Here is an 18,406-nt window from a genome sequence, read left to right as displayed (position 1 = left end):
GATGGAGCGCAGCGCAATCCGGGATAAGTTTGAATAATTGTACGAGCGCTCCCGGGTTACGCTTTCGCTTCACCCGGGCTACGGCCACCCCTACTTCAGCAGCTTCATCGGGTCGGCGGCTTTCTGCTTGAGTTGATCGAAGGTGCACTGCCGCGGCGCCTTGTCGGGCCGCCAGCGCAGGATGGAGGTGCCGTGGCGGAAGCGCTCGCCGCTGAAATGATCGTAGCAAACCTCGATCACGAGCTTTGGCTTCAGCGGACACCACTTTGCCGATCGCTCGGTCGACCACCGGCTTGGCCCGCCCGGCGCGTTGCCGGTGAAGCCGGGCGGCGCGATCAGCGGCTCGAGCCGATAAGTCAGCGCCGGCTTATCCGCCTGCTTGATCGCGGAGGTGAAGCCGACATGATGCAGGAGACCTTTATCGTCATAGAGGCCGAGCAGCAGCGAGCCGACGACGTTCCGGTTTGCAATTTTGTTCGTCGCATAACGGAAGCCGCCGACGACGCAATCGGCGCTGCGGAATTTTTTGATCTTCTGCATGCCGTCGCGGTTGCCGGCCTGATAGGGCAGGTCGACGCGCTTGGCGATCACGCCATCCGAACCGCCGCCGGCCTGCTTCAGCCATTTCTGGGCGGTGGTGTAGCTCGTGGTGACCGGAGACAAGCGAAACGTCGGATTGGATTTGAACTGCGCTTTCGCAAAGGCTTCAAGCGCGGGGCGGCGCTCGCGCAGGGGCGATGCGGCGAGCTTCTTGTCCGCGGCGGTCTTCAGCAGGTCGAACGCGAGAAACAGCGCCGGCGTCTCCTGCGACAGCTTCTTGACCCGGCTTGCGGCGGGATGAATCCGCTGCAGCAGATCGTCGAACGAAAACGCTTTGCCATGCGGCACGACGATTTCGCCGTCGAGCACGAATTCGCTTGCTTTCAAAGCCAGCGCGGCGCGGACCAGTTCGGGAAAATAGCGGGCGAGATCCTCGCCGGACTTGGAGCGGAGATCGACGGTCTCGCCGTGGCGGGACAGCAGGCAGCGGAAGCCGTCCCATTTGGGCTCGTACTGCCATTCCGCACCGCGCGGGATGACGTCGACCGAGCGCGCCTCCATGGCCGCAAGCGGGGCAGGGCGACGCCGCGCCTTTCCAGATGGCAAGCCGAGGTGCTCTTCAACGCGAGACATACCGTCTCAACGCAAACGGCCGGCTATTCGCCGGCCGTTGTTGAAAATTTATTGCCTCAAGCGATCAGACCGCAGCGGTGATCCACTGCTGCAGCTTCGCCTTCGGCGCGGCGCCGACCTGACGGGAGGCCATCTCGCCGCCCTTGAAGATCATCAGGGTCGGGATCGACATCACGCCGTATTTTGAGGCCGTCTTCGGGCTCTCGTCGACGTTCAGCTTCACGATCTTGACCTTGTCGCCCATGGCGCCGGAAATCTCGTCGAGCGCAGGCGCGATCATGCGGCAGGGCCCGCACCATTCGGCCCAGAAATCGACGACCACCGGCCCGGTCGCCTTGAGCACTTCGGCTTCGAAATCGGCGTCAGAAACCTTGCCAACGGCCATCGGAATTACCTCGTTCGGTTAGAAATTATGGGGCGCGGTCAAGAATCGCGCCCAACGATGATAGTGGCAAACCTATGAACGCGATCCTGCCGGGTCAAGCGCGGTCACGCCGAGATGATGGATGCCAGCTCGGCCTCCAGCGCGGGGGCGGAAATCTCCATTAATTCAGCGGATTCGGTCCAAAGCAGCGCGGCCCGGACGAGGAGCTGGGGATAAAGCTTGCCGAGCACCGCCCGGTACAGCGCAAGCTGGCGGACATAGCCTCTCGGCGCCTCCTCGGGCCGGCCCGGCGGGGCGTGGTTGGTCTTGAAATCGACGATCAGGACTTCGCGCTCGGTCACCACGAGGCGGTCGATCTGCCCGGATACCAGCGCCGGCCGGCCGCCCGGCCGCTCCAGCCGTCCGACGATCGGGACTTCGGCGCGGCTGCCGGGGGCGAAAGCGTGCGCGAACCGCGCATCGGCGATCAAGGCGAGCGTGCTTTCGGCCAGCACTTTCCGGTCCTCCTCGCTCCAGCCGTCGGCGTTGCGGGCCAGATAGGCCAGCGCGGCCTCGCGGCGGCGCTCGGCGGCGACATCGGGCAGCGACTGCAGAAGCCGGTGCACCAGCGTGCCGCGCTGCAGGGCGCGGGCACGCCGCACGAGGGATTCGGCCGTCCGTACCGGGTGCTCGCTGTCTGCCGGGTCCGAGGGCCGCAACAGACTCTCCGGGGAAATCTCGGGCTGTGCTGGCGTCAGCAGCCAGGTGGGCAGCACGATCGGCGCCGCCGGGAATGACGCAGCAGGCGGAGCGGCCGAGGGCGCTGCCTCCTCAGGCCGCGTATAGCGCTTTACCCGACCTATGGCGGTCTCGATCTCCTGAAGCTGCAAGGCGGAGCCGGCGAGCCCCTTGATGATCAGGTCGTACCAGGATAGCGGCCGGACGCTCTTCATGTTGCCGGGCATGCAGCCGCCCACGATCAGGCGGTCGGCGGCGCGCGTCATCGCGACATAGAGCAGGCGGCGGTATTCATCCTCGGTATCGTCGATCATCGCGGCGCGGGCGGTCGCGACAGCCGGAGGGTCCTCCGCCTTGCGGCCGGCCCACACCACCACACCCGGCGCATGCGGATCGGCATTGCCCAGCGGCAGGTTGATGAGCTTCAGCCGCTGCGTATCCGAAGGCGAGGTCGTGGTGTCCACCAGGAACACGACGGAAGCCTCCAGGCCCTTGGCGCCATGCACCGTCATGACGCGGACTTCGTCGCGCGATATCTCCATGTCGCGCTTCACTTCGAGGTCGGCCGTGCGCAGCCACGCCATAAAGCCCTGCAGCGAGGCCGGCGCCTTGCGTTCGTAGCTCAGCGCCAGCTCCAGAAACTCGTCGAGCGCATCGTTCGCCTCGTGCCCGAGCCGATGCAGGATACGCGCGCGGCCGCCGTCGCCGCCGAGTAGCCAGGCATAGAACGCAAAGGGCGTTTCGCTAATAAAGCGGCGCTCGCACCGCTCGAGCCGCCACAGCGCATCGCGCAACCGCCCGTCGGTTGAGGCGCGCGCGGTCAGTGCGGCGCGCAACGATCCCTTGCGCTGCCAGGCGATCTTGAACAGATCGTCGTCATCGAGCCCGAACAGCGGGCTCTTGAGCGCCACCGCCAGCGCCAGATCGTCCTGCGGCAGCAGCAGCGCGTCGGCGAGGTTCATCAGGTCGATGATCGCGATGTGCTCGGTCAGCTTGAGGCGGTCGGCGCCGGCGACTGGGATGCCGGCATGCTTCAGCGCCTGGATCACGGCGTCAAAGGCGTTGCCGCGCCGGCGCACCAAGACCAGCATGTCGCCATAGCGCAGCGGCCGGCGGTCGTTCTTGCTGCCGGTCATCGCACCACTGCCGACCAGCGCCTTGATCTCGGCCTGGATGCGCCGAGCCAGCTTCACTTCGGGGCTGGTCGCGGAGACGCCGTCGAACGGCGCGCGCCAGCCTTCGATATCTTGCCGGTCATCGGCTTCCGCCAGCTCCCAGAGGTCGATCTGGCTAGGCCCAGCATCGGCCAGCGCGTGATGGATCGGATTTCCGATATCGACCGCATGAATGCTGCGAAAAATATCCTGCTCGCGAAACACTTGATCGACCGCGTGCAGGATCGCCGGACCCGAGCGGAACGAATAGGTGAAGGACACCGGATCGAATTTTAGTCCGGCGCCCTCGAACTTCCGCTGCAATGCGCGTCGGCGCAGGTCGAATTCGCGCGGTGCCGCGCCCTGAAACGAAAAGATCGACTGCTTCTCGTCGCCGACCGCGAATACCGTACGCACCAGGCCGTCGCGCGCACCGGCGCCTGAAGTGAATTCGGAGATGATGTGCGCGACGATGTCCCATTGCCGGGGGCTGGTATCCTGCGCCTCGTCAATCAGCACATGGTCGACGCCGCGGTCGAGCTTATAATGCACCCAGCCGGAGGAGACGCGGTTGAGCATTTCCAGCGTCTTGTCGATCAGATCGTCATAGTCGAGCAGGCCGCGCTGCTGCTTCTCGCGGCGGTAGTTCACTGCCGCAGCGGTTGCGATATACAGCAGCGCCTCGGTGCGGTCGCGCGCCACCAATGCGCGCCGGCGTTCGATCAGTGGAAGGATGCGGCGGGCTTCCGATTCCATCAGCCGGCCAATGGCCGGATTGCCGTCACAAAATTTCTTCGTTACCACCGATTTGCGCGGCGTACGCTCGGTGTCGGTGAGGAACAGGGTGAGATACTGGTCGACCTGCGCAGCGTCGCTGAACACCAACGCATCGCGCAGTCGCGCCGCCTGATCCTGATCGGCTTTGCTGCCGGTTTCCAGGACCAGGGCAATCTCCAGCCATCGCGAGCGCGGCAGATTCGGCCCGTCGATGATGTCGCGCTCGACATCTTCAATGCGATCATTGGGATCAACGCCGAGGGCCGCCGAAATCTGCGCTGCGGCCGCCTGCGCGCTTCCAGCGGCGTCCGTCCAGGCCATGAAATGATCGCGGCTGAGACAGGCCTCGCGCACCACGTCCTTGAAGGTGACGTCGGCGGCGCTGGCCATCGCCGTCATCAGCGCGCGCCCGGTTGCGCTGTCAGGGTTGCGCGACGCCTCGAGGAAAACCGCGAGATTGGCCCGCTCCATCATCTCGTTCTGGTCGCGCTCGTCGAGCACGGCGAACCGCGCCGGCACATTGGCTTCGAACGGGAACTGCTGCAGCAGCCGTGTGCATAGTGCGTGGATGGTCTGCACCTTCAGCCCGCCCGGCGTCTCCAGCGCGCAGGCGAACAGTTTGCGCGCCGACTTGCGCAGGCGTGCGTTGGGATACGGAATGCCGGCCTCGCGGATCGCCGCATCCAGAGCGTCGTCGTCGAGCGTCACCCAATGGCCCAGCGTGGTGAACACCCGTTCCGCCATGTTGGCGGCGGCGGCCTTGGTGAAGGTGATGCAGAGAATCTTCTCCGGCGCCACGCCGTCGAGCAAGAGCCGGATCACCCGCTGCACCAGCACATGCGTCTTGCCCGAGCCGGCATTCGCCGAAACGAAGGCGGACGCGGCCGGATCGGACGCGCGCGCCTGCGTGGCGCGGACGGCGTCGGGGATGATGCGTCGCGCCTTCACCATTCCTCGATTCCCAGGCCACCGGCTGCCGACCATTCCTTGATCCGGGCGAGATCGTCATAGGCGCCGTAGCGGTTCGACCACATCGATAGGTTCAGGGAGGTGTAGGCCGTCTCCTCGTTCTCAAATTTGCGGATCAGCGCTTCGAGCTGTTCGCGGGCGTAGTCGGCGGCCTCGTCCGGCGGCTGCGGCGTATCATTGTTCCTGATTTTCAGTTCCAACGAGCGCTGTTCGCCGGGCGGATTGTTGCCGCTGAGCCTGACATAGATGAGCTCGCCGACGGATGAACCGGCGTGAATGTTATCAAACCCGCCCTCGCGCAGGATCGCAGCCTCCAGCGTCAGTTGCGGCGACAGGCCCATCCGCACCTGCTTGCCGGTCGGCGGCTGTCCGGTCTTGTAATCGAGAATCGCAAAGCTGCCGTCATGGCGTTGCTCGATCCGGTCGGCGCGCGCGGACAGCGTGAAGATGCGCTCGTTGCCGAGCGGAATCTTGATTTCGCCCCTGATCTCGGCAGCAATTTTTTCGATATGGTCGCGCCGCGTCTTTTCCCAATCCGCAAACCAGGCGGCGATGCGCTGAAACCGCGGCCACCACAGGGCGCGTGCCTCCGGCCGCTCCATCAGCGGAGCGAAATATTTCTCGCCGATGCCGCGCAGCGCCAGCGTGGGCTCTGGCGGAAGCGCGTCGGCGAATTTCTGCGTGAACTCGCCGAGCGCGTCATGGATCGCCGAGCCGCGGTCGGCGGCCGACAGCGGCATGTCGACGGGATCGAGCGGATCGAGCCGCAGGATATATTTCGCGTAGATCGTATAGGGATCGCGCAGCCAGTCCTCGATCGCGGTGACCGACAGTTTAAGCGGCCGCGTCGCGACGGGCGGCCTCGGCGCGGGCTGCTCGATCGGCTTGACCTCGTCGGGCTGATCCAGTTCGGCGGCGAAGCGGACGTAATTTTCTCCGGCACGTTTGGCCTCCTCCCAGCGCGCTTCGCCGGCCACCGCCTCCAAGCGGTGCAGGAAGCGCGAGGCGACCGCCGGCGCGCCGCCGACTTTTGCCGAATGGGTGAGAATCACATCCGGCGTGCCCAGCAATTGCGCGAAGTCGTGCGCGGAGAGGCCGATGCGCCGCTCCGGCAGATCGACGCCGAGCTCATGGCGCATCGGCCGGCTCAGCCACGGATCGACGCGCGGCGCCGGCGGCCACACGCCTTCAACCAGCCCGCCGAGAATGACGCGGTCGGATTCGGTCAGCCGCGCTTCGAGCTGGCCGTAGATCTGGAGCTGCGCGTTGGCGGATTCCGGCCGCCGCACCATACGATCGGCATAGGCGGTCTGGAACACATCGGGGTAATCGCCGAGCTGGACCATCAGGCCGCTGGGCCTTTGCTCGGCAAGCAGGTCGTCGAACGCTGCGGATAGTGCCGAGCCTTGCGCCTCCTCGAAGACGACCGCAACGCCGTCTTGATTCGAGGACAGCGCGATCAGCATTTCGCGATGGCGCAGCGCCAGTTCGGCGAAATCGTACGGCTTTGACGAGCCGATAATTTCCAGCGGCGACAGCGCCTTCTGCAACGCTGCGATCAGCGCCTGGGCCTCGTCGAGCTCGTGATCCCGCAATTTCGCGCGTGGCTCCGAGGCGTGGAGCGAGGAGGGTTCATTGCGCCAGAGCTTTGCGAGTTCGACGCGGAAGCGATCGAAATCGCGCGCCAAGCCGGCCGTTCCCGCCTGCGGCCGGGTGCCACGCAGCAACGCCAGTTCGAGAGTCTCGATGGCATGCTTGAACGCGCCGGACGCGCCGCCGAGCCGAAACAGCGGATGCTTCAGTAGCGCCAGCAGCGTTGGTGGCTCCAGCCCCTGGGCGGCGGCTTCTGCGGCGAGGCGGGCAAAAATGCCGTTTGGCGTGTCCATCAGCGCGTCGCCACCGGAATCGTCGAATTCGAGATTCCAGCGCCTCAGCGCCGCCATCACGCGCCGTGCCAGCGCGCGATCCGGCGTCACCAGCGCGGCTGATTTGTTCAGATGCCGCGCCTCGCGCATCGCGACCGCAATCGCCAGCGCCTCCATCTCCGAGTTGGGTGCTTCGACGACGGCGAGATTTGCCATGCCGGCAGCAATCCTTGCAGATACTTGCGGCTGCGCCAGCCGGTCGTGCCATTGCTCTGTCGCCGTGGAGGGCCGCATCGTCTCCGATACCAGCACTTCTCGGCCCAGCGGCGCCGGCGTGCCGAGAATTTCGACGTCGCTTCGCTTGATGCCAAAGCGATCCAGCAATCCCTGCATCGCAAATTGCGGGTGGTTGGAGGAGGGCTGCGTAGTGAATTTGCCCTGCGCGTCCCTGACGCCGCCAATCGTCTGCCAGGCTTCCTCGTCGAGATCGGTGTCGAGCCCCGGCAGCACCACCGCGCCCTGCTTCAGGTGGGCGACGGCATTGAGGAATTTCGCGGTCGCCGGCATCGAGCCGGTCGAACCTGCCGCGACCACCGGCCCCTCATGATGTGCGGTGAGCCGCGCGGCTTCCGCCTCGATCAGGCGGTCGCGCCGTTCGGCGGGCTCGATCCTTCCGATTTCCTTTAAGTGCTCCGGCCACGCCTTGCGCGCGATGCGCAGGAACTCCAGCGAGTGCTGCCAATATTTGTCGAACTGGTCGGGCACCAATTTGTCGAGCACTTCCCAGGCGACGCCGCGCGTCACCATGTCGTCCATCAGCCGAGCCAGGTCGCCGGCCAGCGCCAGCGTCGAGGCCGGGCCGCCGACCACGAGCGGCGCCGACACCGGGCTTTTTGCCCATGCCGCAACCAGATGCGCCAGCGTCAGGCGGCGCTCCAGTTCACCAAGTTTTGGCGGAATGTCGAGCGGCGCGATGCCGCTGAATTGTTCGGAGGCTTCCGCAAACGCCAGCTCGTCCTCGTCAATGTCGCCAAGGGCCACGATGCGCGGCAAGATCGCGGCATCGGTCTTCAGCTCATCGAGAAAGATTTCCCGCGCCAGCCGCCCGGCGCGCCGGGTCGGCAGGTAGAGCGTTGCCGTTGCGAGATTCAGCGGATCCTTGCGCGCGTCGAATCCCTCGACCAGCCGGCCGTCGACCAGCGCCGCGATGACGGTGCGCAGGAATGGTGCGGAGACGGGAACGCTGAAAACGCGCATGGGCTTCCTGATTCGAGATCAGGGGCAATATAGAGAGGTAAGGGGGGAAGGTCATGGGTCGGCGCGCGTAACTCCCGCTACTCACTGTCGTCATCCGCGAAAGCGGGTGACCCAGTATTCCAGAGACAGTCGGAATAGAAACGATGGCCGCGGCGTACTGGATGCCCCGCCGGAGCCTGTCATCGGGCGCGCATTCGCGCGACCCGTTGGCGGGGCATGACGGCTGTGGCCGGGCTACGCTACGCTTTCCAGAAACGCCTCTTCCGCGGCCTGTACCGCATCGGGGGTTCCGACATGCATCCAGATGCCGTCGAGCCTGAGGCCAAACAATCGTTCCTGCTCGTTGGCGCGGTCGAACATTTTGGTCAGCGAAAACTCGCCCTTGGGGGCGTCGGCGAAGAGCGACGGCGACATGATTGCGGCCCCGGCATAGACGAACGGCACCACCTGGTGTTCACGCCGCTTGCGCAGCGCGCCGTCCGGCAGCATGGCGTAGTCGCCGCGGCCGGCATAGCCGATGCTGTTCGTGGTCGGCGCCATCAAGAGCAGGATGTCCATGCGATTCGGATCGAAGGTTTCGGCGAGCCGCGCCAGATTGGGTTGCACGCCGTCGATCCACATCGTGTCGGCGTTGACGTGGAAGAACGGCTCCTTGCCGAGCAGCGGCAGCGCCTTCACCACCGCGCCGCCGGTGCCGAGCACCTGGTGGCGTTCGTCGGAAATGATGATGCGGGGCTGGGTACGGTTCGCGGTGTGCCGGATGATCTGGTCAGGCAGGTAATGCACGTTGACCACGGCCTCGCTGACGCCGGCGTCGGCGAGTTTGTCCAGCACGTGATCGAGCAGCGGTTGGCCGGCCACGCTCACCAGCGGCTTCGGCATGTGGTCGGTCAACGGGCGCATGCGCAAACCGAGACCGGCGGCAAGGACCATGGCTTTGGTGGGCGTAACGGACATTTTTGGAGTTTCTCGAACCATCAAATCGCGCCGCGGATCATACCACGGCGATTCGCTTGAACCCAGCAGCCATGAGGCCTTAGTGGCCGCACATGACGGCCGTACGACGGCCGCTGGCGCAACCAAACTTCAGGTGTCGGCGTCCTCGCCGCGCTTGGCCGCTTTTTTCTTCTTGTCGCCCTGTTTTAAGAAGTTGACGCCGATCTGATCGCCATTGACCCAGGCCAGCTCGCAGCGTCGATAGGCCAGTCCCGTCGACGACAGCAGCAGGAAGAATTCCTTGAGATGCAGGCCCTCGACTGAGCCTTCGACCGTTAGCTTGGCGCCGGTCTCGGAGACGTCTTCCATTACGCAATCGCGCCGCCAGGTGCCGTCGATCCCCATCATGTGCGCCGCAAAGCCGCGCTCGAATACGACTCGATCTCCCTTGCGCCGTTCCGCCGCCGCCATGGCCGTGTTTCCGTTTCAAAAATGCTGGTCCACGCCTGCGCAGCGTGCCGGTTCCAGATTAAATGCGGGGTGGCTAACAGGAGGTAAATCAGGGCAGCGGCGGCGGCACGTTGGCGGCATACCATTCGCGAAACGCTGCCAATGCCGGATGCGCCAGCGAGCGGTTCAGGTAGGTCCAGATCCGGGGCTGGTGGCGCAGATATTGCGGCTTGCCGTCGCGTCCGTTGAGCCGGGCGAAGGTACCGAGCAGGCGCGTATTACGCTGCGCCGACATGATGGCGTAGAGCTCGGCAAAGCTGGCCGGATCGAACTGGCCATCTGCCGCGCGGCGCGCCTTGATGTAGCGGGTCAAGAGCGACAACTCGAGTGGTTCGGGGACGTCGATCCGAGCGTCCTGCAGCAGCGAAACCAGATCGTAGACGGCAGGGCCCAACGCGGCGTCCTGGAAGTCGATGATGCCGACACGTAAAATCCCGGTGCGGTCGTCGAGCCAGATGATGTTGGGCGAATGAAAATCACGCAGCACCCAGGTTCGCGGCGCAGCCGCCGGCTTTTCCAGCAGGGTTCGCCACATCGCGACGAATTCGTCGCGTTGTTGCGGACTGACTTCAGCGCCGCGAACCGGCAGATACCATTCGAGCATCAGCCCGATCTCGACCAGCCATGCATCGATATCGTAGAGCGGAATTTGGTAGGAGCCCTGCGGCCCCAGCGGCACCGTTTCGGGCAAGATTTCGCGGTGTAACGCCGCGAGCATGTCGGTTGCCGCCTCATAGCGCTCGGCGATCGGCCGCGGCGGGTCGCCTTCGACGATGCCGACACTGCCGAAATCCTCGGTGATCAGGAAACCGGAATCGAGATCGGCGTGGCGGATCGCGGGCGCCGAGAAGCCGTGTGCGCGCAGGCCATTGTCGATGGCGACGAACGGTTTGACGTCCTCGGCAAGATGAACGGCTGCGCTATAGGATTTTCCGTCATAGATCGCCGGTCCATCCGGACGGCGCGGTGAATTCATCAGGATGGATGTGCCATCGTCGCCGATCAGGCGCGCATAGGAGCGCGTCGACGCGTCGCCGGGCATGCGCTCGCGCGCTGCATCCAGAAAGCCGGCCTCAGTGAGAAATTTGCGTAAGCTGCTTAGTCGCGCCACCTGTGCCGCCGCCTTGCCATAGCCGGTGATCTCGGCGGCCCGCGCGCTCGATCCGAGCGCGGGACGATGGCTGAAGGCGATATCGATGCGATCTTCGGGTAGTGCGTCGGGTGCGCGCTCCGGCCATTCGATCAGCGCCAGCGTGCCCTCGGGCAGTGGCGACAGGCCGATTTCCTCCAGCTCGCTCGAATCGTTGATGCGGTAGAGATCGGCGTGGACAATCGGAAACGGCAACTCGTAGCTCTGCGCCAGCGTGAATGTCGGGCTCGGCACTTCGAGCGTGGGATCGTCGGCGAGGTAGCGGATCATGGCGCGCGCCGCCGCGGTCTTTCCCGCGCCGAGATCGCCCGACAGCGTAATGACGTCGCCGGGGCGGACCAGCAGCGCGAGGTCGGCCATCAGATGCGCCGTTGCCGCCTCGTTCGCCAACGCCACTGTAAATGTCGCAGGCGCGGTCATTCGGCGGCGTTACGGTGGGCGTTCTGGTCGATCGGGAAATCGCAGGTGACGGTCGTGCCTCTGCCGACGACCGAGTCGACGCGCACCTTGCCGCCATGCAGTTCGACGAACGAGCGTACCAGCGACAGGCCAAGGCCGGCGCCGCGGTGGCGCGAGCCGTGGGAGTGGCTCTCAAACCAGTCGAATACCTTGTCTTTTACCTCGGCGGGAATGCCGGGGCCGGAATCGGAGACGGTGAAGATCACGCGATGCTTGGTTCGCCGCGCGCTGATCGTGACCGCGGCATCGTGCGGCGAGAACCCGACGGCGTTGGCAAGCAGGTTATAGAGCACCTGCACCACGCGCCGCTCGTCGCCGATGAAGTTGCCGATGTCAGGATCGATATCGACCTTGAGCTCGATGCGATCGGTTGCCAGCCGGTCCTGGATGCCTTCGGCGGCGGCCTGAATGGCTTTTTCAATATTGACTGAGCCGAGCTCGAGCTTCATCGCGCCGGCATCGATGGTGGCGAGATCGAGGATGTTGTTGGTAAGCGCGAGCAGCGCGTTGGTCGATTTGGTAACGTAGTCGAGATACTCGGCCTGCTTTGGCGTCAGCGGGCCGGTCGAGGGATCGCTGAGGAAATGTGCGAAGCCGATGATGGTGGTCAGCGGCGCGCGCAGCTCGTACGACACGTGGTGGACGAAATCCACCTTCATCTGGTCGGCGGCTTCCAGCGCCTCGTTGCGCTCGCGCAACGCGCGCTCGACGTTTTCGGTATCGGTGATGTCCTGGAATGTCAAAAGGGTTGCGCCGTCGGGCAGCGGCATGGTCATGCAATCCAGCACGCTGCCATCCTTGCGTTCGAGCTTCAGCGCTACCTGCGCCCGGTTCTCGATCGCGGTGATGGCCTCGCGCAGCGCCCGCCAGGTCAACGCGTCGTCGAACAGCGGCTTGCACCACGCTTCCACGGTCTCGATGTGGGGCTGTTCTTTGAGCGATTCCGCCGACAGCTTCCACATTTTCAGGAAAGCGGGATTGAACAGTTCGACGCGGCCATTGCTGCCGAACACCGCGACCGCTTCGGCCAGATTGTCGAGCGTTTCATGCTGGACCCGGGTCAGCCGGTCATAGCGGCGTGCGAGATCGAGGCTCTCGGTGACATTGTCGAACAGATAGGTGACGCCGCCTTCGAGGTTCGGCGTGGTGACGACGCTGACGGCGCGGCCGTCGGGCAGAAACCAGGTGTAGTTCTCCGGCTCGACGGCGCGGTAGGCTTCGTGGAGCTTGGCCTTCCAGGCGCGGAAATCGGGCTGTTCGGGCAGTTTGCGCGCGGCGCGCAGCCGGTCGAGCACGCTTGAATCGTCGGGGTTGGAATCGAGGAAGACTTGATCGAGGCCCCACAGCCGCCGGTAGGATTCGTTGTAGAAGGCAAGCCGCCGCTGGCCATCGAATACGGCAACCCCCGAGGATAGCTGGTCGAGAGTGCGGCGATGGGCTTCCGCCATCCGCTCCATGGCGTCGCGCAACTGGGTCGCCTCGCTGGCGTCGATAGCGATGCCGGCGCTGCCGCCGCCGAGCTTGAGCGCCTGAACATCATAGATGCGCCGCTCGCCGCCGACCACGATCGGCAGCCGCGCGGTGTAGGTGGAATTATCGTTTAGCACCCGGCCCATCTCGGAACGCTGCTCGTTCTCCAGAAGCTCGAGGTTGCGGTGGATCGTGTCCGCGAGGCTTGCGCCTTCGGTGGCCCGCACATACGCCGTGTTCGCGTAACGCAGATTACCCTCGGCGCTCTTGGCCCAGATCGGCCAGGGCGCCGCGGCGGCGAAGTCGCGCAACAACTCGGTCTCTTCCAAAAGCGTCCTGTAGCGGAGATTGGATTCGGCAAGTTCACGGCGCAAGCCGCCAAGTTCGCGAATCCGCACAATGGCTTGCCCCCCAATGGCGCGGCCCATCGCTTCGATGGCGCGGCCGTTCGAGGTGGAGAGGTTGAGCAGAAAGCCTTCGCCGGCCTCGCGCAACGCGTCGACCGCATGGTCCATCTGCAGGGCAGGCTCCGGCGGCAGCCAGGTTCCAAAGGCGAGGATGCGTTGCGGTGAATTCGACAGTGCGTCCTGCGAGATCAGAAGCGAGGTGTCGCCGCTGATCTGGGGCCGGTTATCCCCCGCGGCCCAAGCGATCAGGATCTGGGGCTCGGCGAACAACAGCGCGCGCAGCCGATCGGCTTGTACCTGCAGGTCGGCTATATCGGAGCGGAGGTCGAGTTCCAGCCGGGTGGCCCTAATCCGCGTGCGCATCAGCAGGATCGCCGCCACTACGGTAAACCCGAGCAGCGATAGCGCCGTCGTGAGCGCCGCGAATTCCTGGTGATTGAGGTCGAACAAGGCGGAAATCGCCTGCGTGATGGTCAAATCGTCGGCCAACGCGGGCTCCGGCAGCGCGGAGAGGGCGGTGGCAAGCGCAATCACGCCGTGGCGCGCCAGTGAGGTGCACGACAGCAGGGTTCGACGCATCGCAGCGGCTACGCCCGACATTATTTGCCCCAAGAACGCATGACTGCAGGCACCACCCCCAGCGCATAATCCGCCAAAATGTGGGCGGTTTGCGTTGAGATTATGCGCCGACTAAGGATTGAGCGCGCCCGGACACAAAACCGGACCCCACTTTTGCTGGTCGCGCTCTACACGAATCGGGTCGAGAGTATCCCCTTCGGAAGTCGACCGGTAAGAGTCCAGACCGTGAACGCAAAACTGCCTGTGAAAAAATCAAGGCGGCGTCGTTCCGAACCGTTCAAATTGAAAACGATTCAGCGGCCGGTCGAGCCAAAGCCCCCACTGCCACGGCCGGTTGCCGTCAACGAGTCGACGGGAACCAGTTCCGCTTGCACTACGGGCGCGATCACCATCTGCGCGATGCGCTCGCCGCGCTTGATGGGAAAGGGCGTATCGCCGTGGTTGATCAGGAGCACGTTGATCTCGCCGCGGTAATCCGCATCCACCGTGCCGGGCGAGTTCAGCACCGTGACGCCGTGTTTGGCGGCAAGCCCGGAGCGCGGCCGCACCTGCGCCTCATATCCGGAAGGCAGCGCGATCGTAAGCGCGGTCGGCACCATCGCGAATTTTCCGGGCGGGAGGATTAGCGGCGTATCCGCCGGCACCGCCGCGAGCAGGTCGAGCCCGGCGGCATCGACGCTCTGATAGGCCGGCAGGGCGAGGCCTTCGCCATGTGGTAATTGGCAGACGTCGACCTTCACAGTCATGCTCACGAATTCTTCTCCACGGCCTTCGCAATCTTCGCCACCAGTTCGGCTGCGACCTGCTCCTTGGTCATCACCGGCCAAGGCTCCACCTTAATGCTATTGACGTTGATCTCCTCGCCATCGCGCGTCAGCAGGTGAACGGTGTTGCGGTCGCCGCCCATTACGCCGGTGGCAGGCGAAACGTCATTAGCGACGATCCAGTCGCAGCCCTTGCGCGCGATCTTGGCTTTTGCGTTGTCGATCAGATGTTCGGTCTCGGCAGCAAAGCCGATCACCAGCGGCGGACGCTTCTCCTTCAGTTTCGAGATCGTCGCCAGAATGTCGGGATTTTCCACCAGTTGGAGCGGCGGCATGCCGTCGGACGTCTTTTTCAGTTTCTGCTCGCCTTCATTGGCAACGCGCCAGTCGGCGACCGCGGCGGCGAAGATCGCAATATCGGCCGGCAAGGCTGCTTCCACCCGATGCAGCATGTCACGCGCCGATTCGACCCGGATCACCGTGACCCCGGGGGGATCGCGCAATTCGACCGGGCCGGACACCAGCGTGACGTCCGCGCCTGCGGCCTGGGCGGCGGCGGCGATGGCAAAACCCTGCTTGCCGGAGGAACGGTTGGCGATATAGCGCACGGGATCGATCGCCTCATGCGTCGGGCCGGCCGTGATCAGCACGCGCTTGCCCGCGAGCGGGCGCGGTTGCGGCGGACGCAGGATATCTACGGCGGCGGCGGCGATTTCGACGGCCTCCGACATCCGCCCGATGCCGGCCTCATTGGCCTCAGCCATCTCGCCGGCGCTGGGGCCGATCATGTGAACGCCGTCGCGGCGAAGCTGCATCACGTTGCGGCGGGTGGCGGCGTTGTTCCACATCAGGGGGTTCATGGCGGGCGCCAGCAGGATCGGGCGGTTGGCCGCGAGCAGGATCGCGCTGGCGAGATCGTCGGCATGGCCATGCGCCATCTTCGCCATCAGATCGGCAGTCGCCGGCGCCACAATGATCAGGTCGCATTCGCGCGCCAGCCGGATATGGCCGGCGTCGAATTCGCTCTCGGCATCGAACAGGTCGGTATAGACGCGCTCATGCGACAGCGCGCTGGCCGAAAGCGGCGTGACGAATTGCTGGGCGGCCTTGGTCAGCACGCAGCGGACGTGAATGTGTCGCTCCTTCAGCCGCCGGATCAGCTCCAGCGACTTGAAAGCGGCAATGCCGCCGCCGATGATCAGCGTGACACTCCGTTCGCTGGAAGCGCTGACCGATGGCGCTGCCTGTGCGCCGGCCTCTGCGGAGGGTAGTGACGTGGTGGCGCTTGATAGTTCGGGGCGCCCTTGGATGAGTTCTCCCAGAATGACCCGGACTTCCTCTTCGACGGAGCGGCCGTTTCCGGCCGACCGGAGCCGCAGATAGGCTTTGACGGTTTCGTCGAGTTTTCGGATGGTCAGGCTGGCCATAGGCGGCCTCCGAGCAAGGGTACGCAATCAATGCTAGCACATGTTGCTAGCATTGCAATCACAACTGCCGGATGGCGACCAGAATTCCGATAAAGGTCGCCGCAATGATCCAGAGCGCCACCGTGCGCCAGCGGCTCTTGCGGCCTTCGGCCCGGCCGAGCGCCGCAATGGTCTCTGGCGACAGCGTCAGGCCCTCCCGCGTCATCTTTTCCATGTTCTCGATCACGGCAACCGCCCGCGAAGCGATCGCCGGCAGACCCGTCATTACGCGCCCGAGTTCGCCAGCGCCAGTCATGGCCCCCTGAACCCGCCCGAGCGGACCGAGATTGCGCTCGATCCATTCGCGCACCACGGGATCGGCCACCTTCCAGATATCGAGCTTGGGATCGAAGCCGCGCGCGACGCCTTCGACGACGACCATGGTCTTTTGCAGGAGGATCAGTTCAGGCCGGGTCTGCATGTCGAACAGGCCGGTGACCTCGAGCAGCAGGGTCAACAGCTTCGCCATCGAGATTTCTTCGGCGGTGCGATTGTGGATCGGCTCGCCGATGGCGCGGATGGCCTGCGCGAAATTTTCCACCGAATGATGCCCCGGCACGTAGCCGGCCTCGAAATGCACCTCGGCGACGCGCCGGTAGTCGCGCGTGATGAAGCCCAAAAGAATTTCAGCGAGGAAGCGCCGCTCCTTCACACCGAGCCGGCCCATGATGCCGAAATCGACCGCCACCAGCCGGCCGGCCTCGTCGAGAAACAGATTGCCGGGATGCATGTCGGCATGAAAGAAGCCGTCGCGCAGCGCGTGGCGCAGAAAGCTCTGAATCACCTTGCGGCCGAGGTCGGGCAAATCGACCTGCGATGCTTCGAGGCGCGCATGGTCGTTCAGTGCGATGCCGTCGATCCACTCCATCGTCAGCACGTTATGCGTGGTGCGGTCCCAGTCGACGGCCGGCACGCGGAAATCCGGATCGTCGCGGGTGTTCTCCGCCATCTCGGACAAGGCGGCAGCCTCAAGCCGCAGGTCCATCTCCATCGCGACCGAGCGCGACATCGTGTTAATGACCTCGATCAGCCGCAGCCGCCGCGCTTCGGCCGAATGCGCTTCCGCGTTGTGCGCGACAAAGAAGAAGTCGGAGAGGTCGCGGCGAAAGCGCGAGGCGACGTTGGGCCGGAGCACCTTTACGGCGACCGGCTGGCGCACGCCATCGCGCTCGATCTCGCCGCGATGCACCTGCGCGATGGACGCGGCGGCGACCGCCGGGCCGAGGCTGACAAAGGCCTTAGCCACAGAGCGTTCCAGCGACAGTGCGATCACCGCTTCCGCTTCACTTTGCGGAAACGGCGGCAGCCGGTCCTGCAGACTTTCCAGGTCGCGCGCCATCGCAACCCCGACCACATCGGGGCGGGTCGCCAGAAACTGACCGAGCTTGAGGTAGGCGGGTCCCAGCCGCGTCAGCGCGCGGGATAGCTGCGGGCCGGATTTGGCACCGGGCCGCTCGATCAATCGCGCCAGCCGCAGCGCGAGCTGCCCGGGCGCCGGCACCAGGCTCGGATCGACGACGCCGAACACGCCCTCGCGCGCGAACACGTAAGCGGCGCGGACAAGCCGCGCGATGTGGGTCGCCGCAGAAATCACAAGCGCCAGCCCGAATGCAGCGCCACGATCCCGCCGGAAAGGCTTTCCCACCTCACCCGCGAAAAGCCGGCGGCGCGAATCATCTCGGCAAACACATTGGGTCGGGGGAATTTCCGGATCGATTCGACCAGATACTGATAGGACTCTGCATCGCCGGTCACGGCGCGGCCGAGCGGCGGGATCAGCTTGAACGAGAACTGGTCGTACAGCCAGTCCAGTCCGGGAACGTCGACGGTGGAGAATTCCAGACACAGGAATCGGCTGCCCGGCCGCAGCACGCGATAGGCCTCGCGCAGCGCGACATCGATCCGCGGCACGTTGCGAATGCCGAAGGCGATGGTGTAGGCATCAAAGGAACGATCCGGGAAAGTCAACGCCTCGGCATTGCCTTCGACAAACAACACCTGCTGATCGAGATGGCGCGCCATGGCGCGATTGCGGCCCACCTCGAGCATGTCGGTATTAATGTCGCAGACGGTGGCGTGGAAGCCCGCGCCTGCAGTCTTGGCCGCACGGAAGGCGATATCGCCGGTGCCGCCGGCGACGTCGAGCAGCGCGAACGGCGCATCACTTTTCGGCGGGTTGAGCGCTGTGATCATGATGTCTTTCCAGACCCGGTGCAGGCCCGCTGACATCAGGTCGTTCATCAGATCGTAGCGGGAGGCCACGCTGTGAAACACGTCGTTCACCAGCGTCTGCTTGTCCCCCAGGGGCACGTCCCTGAAGCCAAAATGAGTGGTTTGATCCGGCCGATCCATTAGCTTACTCCATTAC

At 64.8% G+C, this 18,406-nt stretch carries 11 protein-coding genes and 1 pseudogene; all 12 read right to left on the bottom strand.

Annotated elements, in window-relative coordinates:
- Positions 1-90 precede the first annotated feature (90 nt).
- The 12 genes and pseudogenes from IVA95_RS31435 to ubiE all read right to left on the bottom strand — a co-directional run bounded on the left by IVA95_RS31435 (position 91) and on the right by ubiE (position 18,390).
- On the bottom strand, positions 91-1,173 hold the full coding sequence (locus IVA95_RS31435; RefSeq protein WP_256470324.1) for an ATP-dependent DNA ligase: 1,083 nt from the start codon (positions 1,171-1,173) through the stop codon (positions 91-93).
- Positions 1,174-1,237: 64 nt separating this feature from the next.
- Positions 1,238-1,558, bottom strand: a complete 321-nt coding sequence (gene trxA / locus IVA95_RS31430) for a thioredoxin (protein ID WP_016847387.1) — start codon at positions 1,556-1,558, stop codon at positions 1,238-1,240.
- A gap of 72 nt (positions 1,559-1,630) precedes the next feature.
- Positions 1,631-5,157 (bottom strand): annotated as a pseudogene (gene addA, locus IVA95_RS31425) (double-strand break repair helicase AddA).
- Positions 5,151-8,297 (bottom strand): double-strand break repair protein AddB, encoded by a 3,147-nt coding sequence (addB, locus tag IVA95_RS31420; RefSeq protein ID WP_247514026.1) that lies wholly within the window; start codon positions 8,295-8,297, stop codon positions 5,151-5,153. Before addB ends, addA begins: the two are co-directional and overlap by 7 nt.
- A gap of 234 nt (positions 8,298-8,531) precedes the next feature.
- Positions 8,532-9,254: a nucleotidyltransferase family protein gene (locus IVA95_RS31415; protein WP_247514025.1), complete on the bottom strand. Its 723-nt coding sequence runs from the start codon at positions 9,252-9,254 to the stop codon at positions 8,532-8,534.
- A 129-nt stretch (positions 9,255-9,383) separates the two neighbouring features.
- The gene (locus tag IVA95_RS31410; RefSeq protein ID WP_247514024.1) at positions 9,384-9,704 is read right to left on the bottom strand and encodes a PilZ domain-containing protein; all 321 of its coding nucleotides are present in this window, start codon (positions 9,702-9,704) and stop codon (positions 9,384-9,386) included.
- A gap of 88 nt (positions 9,705-9,792) precedes the next feature.
- On the bottom strand, positions 9,793-11,313 hold the full coding sequence (gene tsaE, locus IVA95_RS31405; protein WP_247514023.1) for a tRNA (adenosine(37)-N6)-threonylcarbamoyltransferase complex ATPase subunit type 1 TsaE: 1,521 nt from the start codon (positions 11,311-11,313) through the stop codon (positions 9,793-9,795).
- Positions 11,310-13,829, bottom strand: a complete 2,520-nt coding sequence (locus IVA95_RS31400) for a PAS domain-containing sensor histidine kinase (protein WP_247514022.1) — start codon at positions 13,827-13,829, stop codon at positions 11,310-11,312. The genes tsaE and IVA95_RS31400 overlap by 4 nt, the downstream gene beginning before the upstream one ends.
- A 272-nt stretch (positions 13,830-14,101) precedes the next feature.
- The gene (gene dut, locus IVA95_RS31395) at positions 14,102-14,560 is read right to left on the bottom strand and encodes a dUTP diphosphatase (protein WP_247514021.1); all 459 of its coding nucleotides are present in this window, start codon (positions 14,558-14,560) and stop codon (positions 14,102-14,104) included.
- Positions 14,557-15,999, bottom strand: coding sequence for a bifunctional phosphopantothenoylcysteine decarboxylase/phosphopantothenate--cysteine ligase CoaBC (coaBC, locus tag IVA95_RS31390; RefSeq protein WP_247514020.1), 1,443 nt, complete (start codon positions 15,997-15,999; stop codon positions 14,557-14,559). Before coaBC ends, dut begins: the two co-directional genes overlap by 4 nt.
- Before the next feature lie 58 nt (positions 16,000-16,057).
- The gene (gene ubiB, locus IVA95_RS31385) at positions 16,058-17,632 is read right to left on the bottom strand and encodes a 2-polyprenylphenol 6-hydroxylase (RefSeq protein ID WP_247514062.1); all 1,575 of its coding nucleotides are present in this window, start codon (positions 17,630-17,632) and stop codon (positions 16,058-16,060) included.
- On the bottom strand, positions 17,629-18,390 hold the full coding sequence (gene ubiE / locus IVA95_RS31380; protein ID WP_247514019.1) for a bifunctional demethylmenaquinone methyltransferase/2-methoxy-6-polyprenyl-1,4-benzoquinol methylase UbiE: 762 nt from the start codon (positions 18,388-18,390) through the stop codon (positions 17,629-17,631). The genes ubiB and ubiE overlap by 4 nt, the downstream gene beginning before the upstream one ends.
- Between the last annotated feature and the right edge of the window lie 16 nt (positions 18,391-18,406).

Origin of the sequence: Bradyrhizobium sp. 157 (assembly GCF_023073815.1) — a bacterium.
Taxonomy (GTDB): domain Bacteria; phylum Pseudomonadota; class Alphaproteobacteria; order Rhizobiales; family Xanthobacteraceae; genus Bradyrhizobium.
This window is presented reverse-complemented; position numbering and strand designations above follow the sequence as displayed.

Excerpts from the sequence above, each read along its gene's own strand:
- IVA95_RS31435 (WP_256470324.1), bottom strand. The coding sequence starts at position 1,173 with ATGTCTCGCGTTGAAGAGCACCTCGGCTTGCCATCTGGAAAGGCGCGG.
- trxA (WP_016847387.1), bottom strand. The coding sequence starts at position 1,558 with ATGGCCGTTGGCAAGGTTTCTGACGCCGATTTCGAAGCCGAAGTGCTC.
- addB (WP_247514026.1), bottom strand. The coding sequence starts at position 8,297 with ATGCGCGTTTTCAGCGTTCCCGTCTCCGCACCATTCCTGCGCACCGTC.
- IVA95_RS31415 (WP_247514025.1), bottom strand. The coding sequence starts at position 9,254 with ATGTCCGTTACGCCCACCAAAGCCATGGTCCTTGCCGCCGGTCTCGGT.
- IVA95_RS31410 (WP_247514024.1), bottom strand. The coding sequence starts at position 9,704 with ATGGCGGCGGCGGAACGGCGCAAGGGAGATCGAGTCGTATTCGAGCGC.
- tsaE (WP_247514023.1), bottom strand. The coding sequence starts at position 11,313 with ATGACCGCGCCTGCGACATTTACAGTGGCGTTGGCGAACGAGGCGGCA.
- IVA95_RS31400 (WP_247514022.1), bottom strand. The coding sequence starts at position 13,829 with ATGTCGGGCGTAGCCGCTGCGATGCGTCGAACCCTGCTGTCGTGCACC.
- coaBC (WP_247514020.1), bottom strand. The coding sequence starts at position 15,999 with ATGGCCAGCCTGACCATCCGAAAACTCGACGAAACCGTCAAAGCCTAT.
- ubiE (WP_247514019.1), bottom strand. The coding sequence starts at position 18,390 with ATGGATCGGCCGGATCAAACCACTCATTTTGGCTTCAGGGACGTGCCC.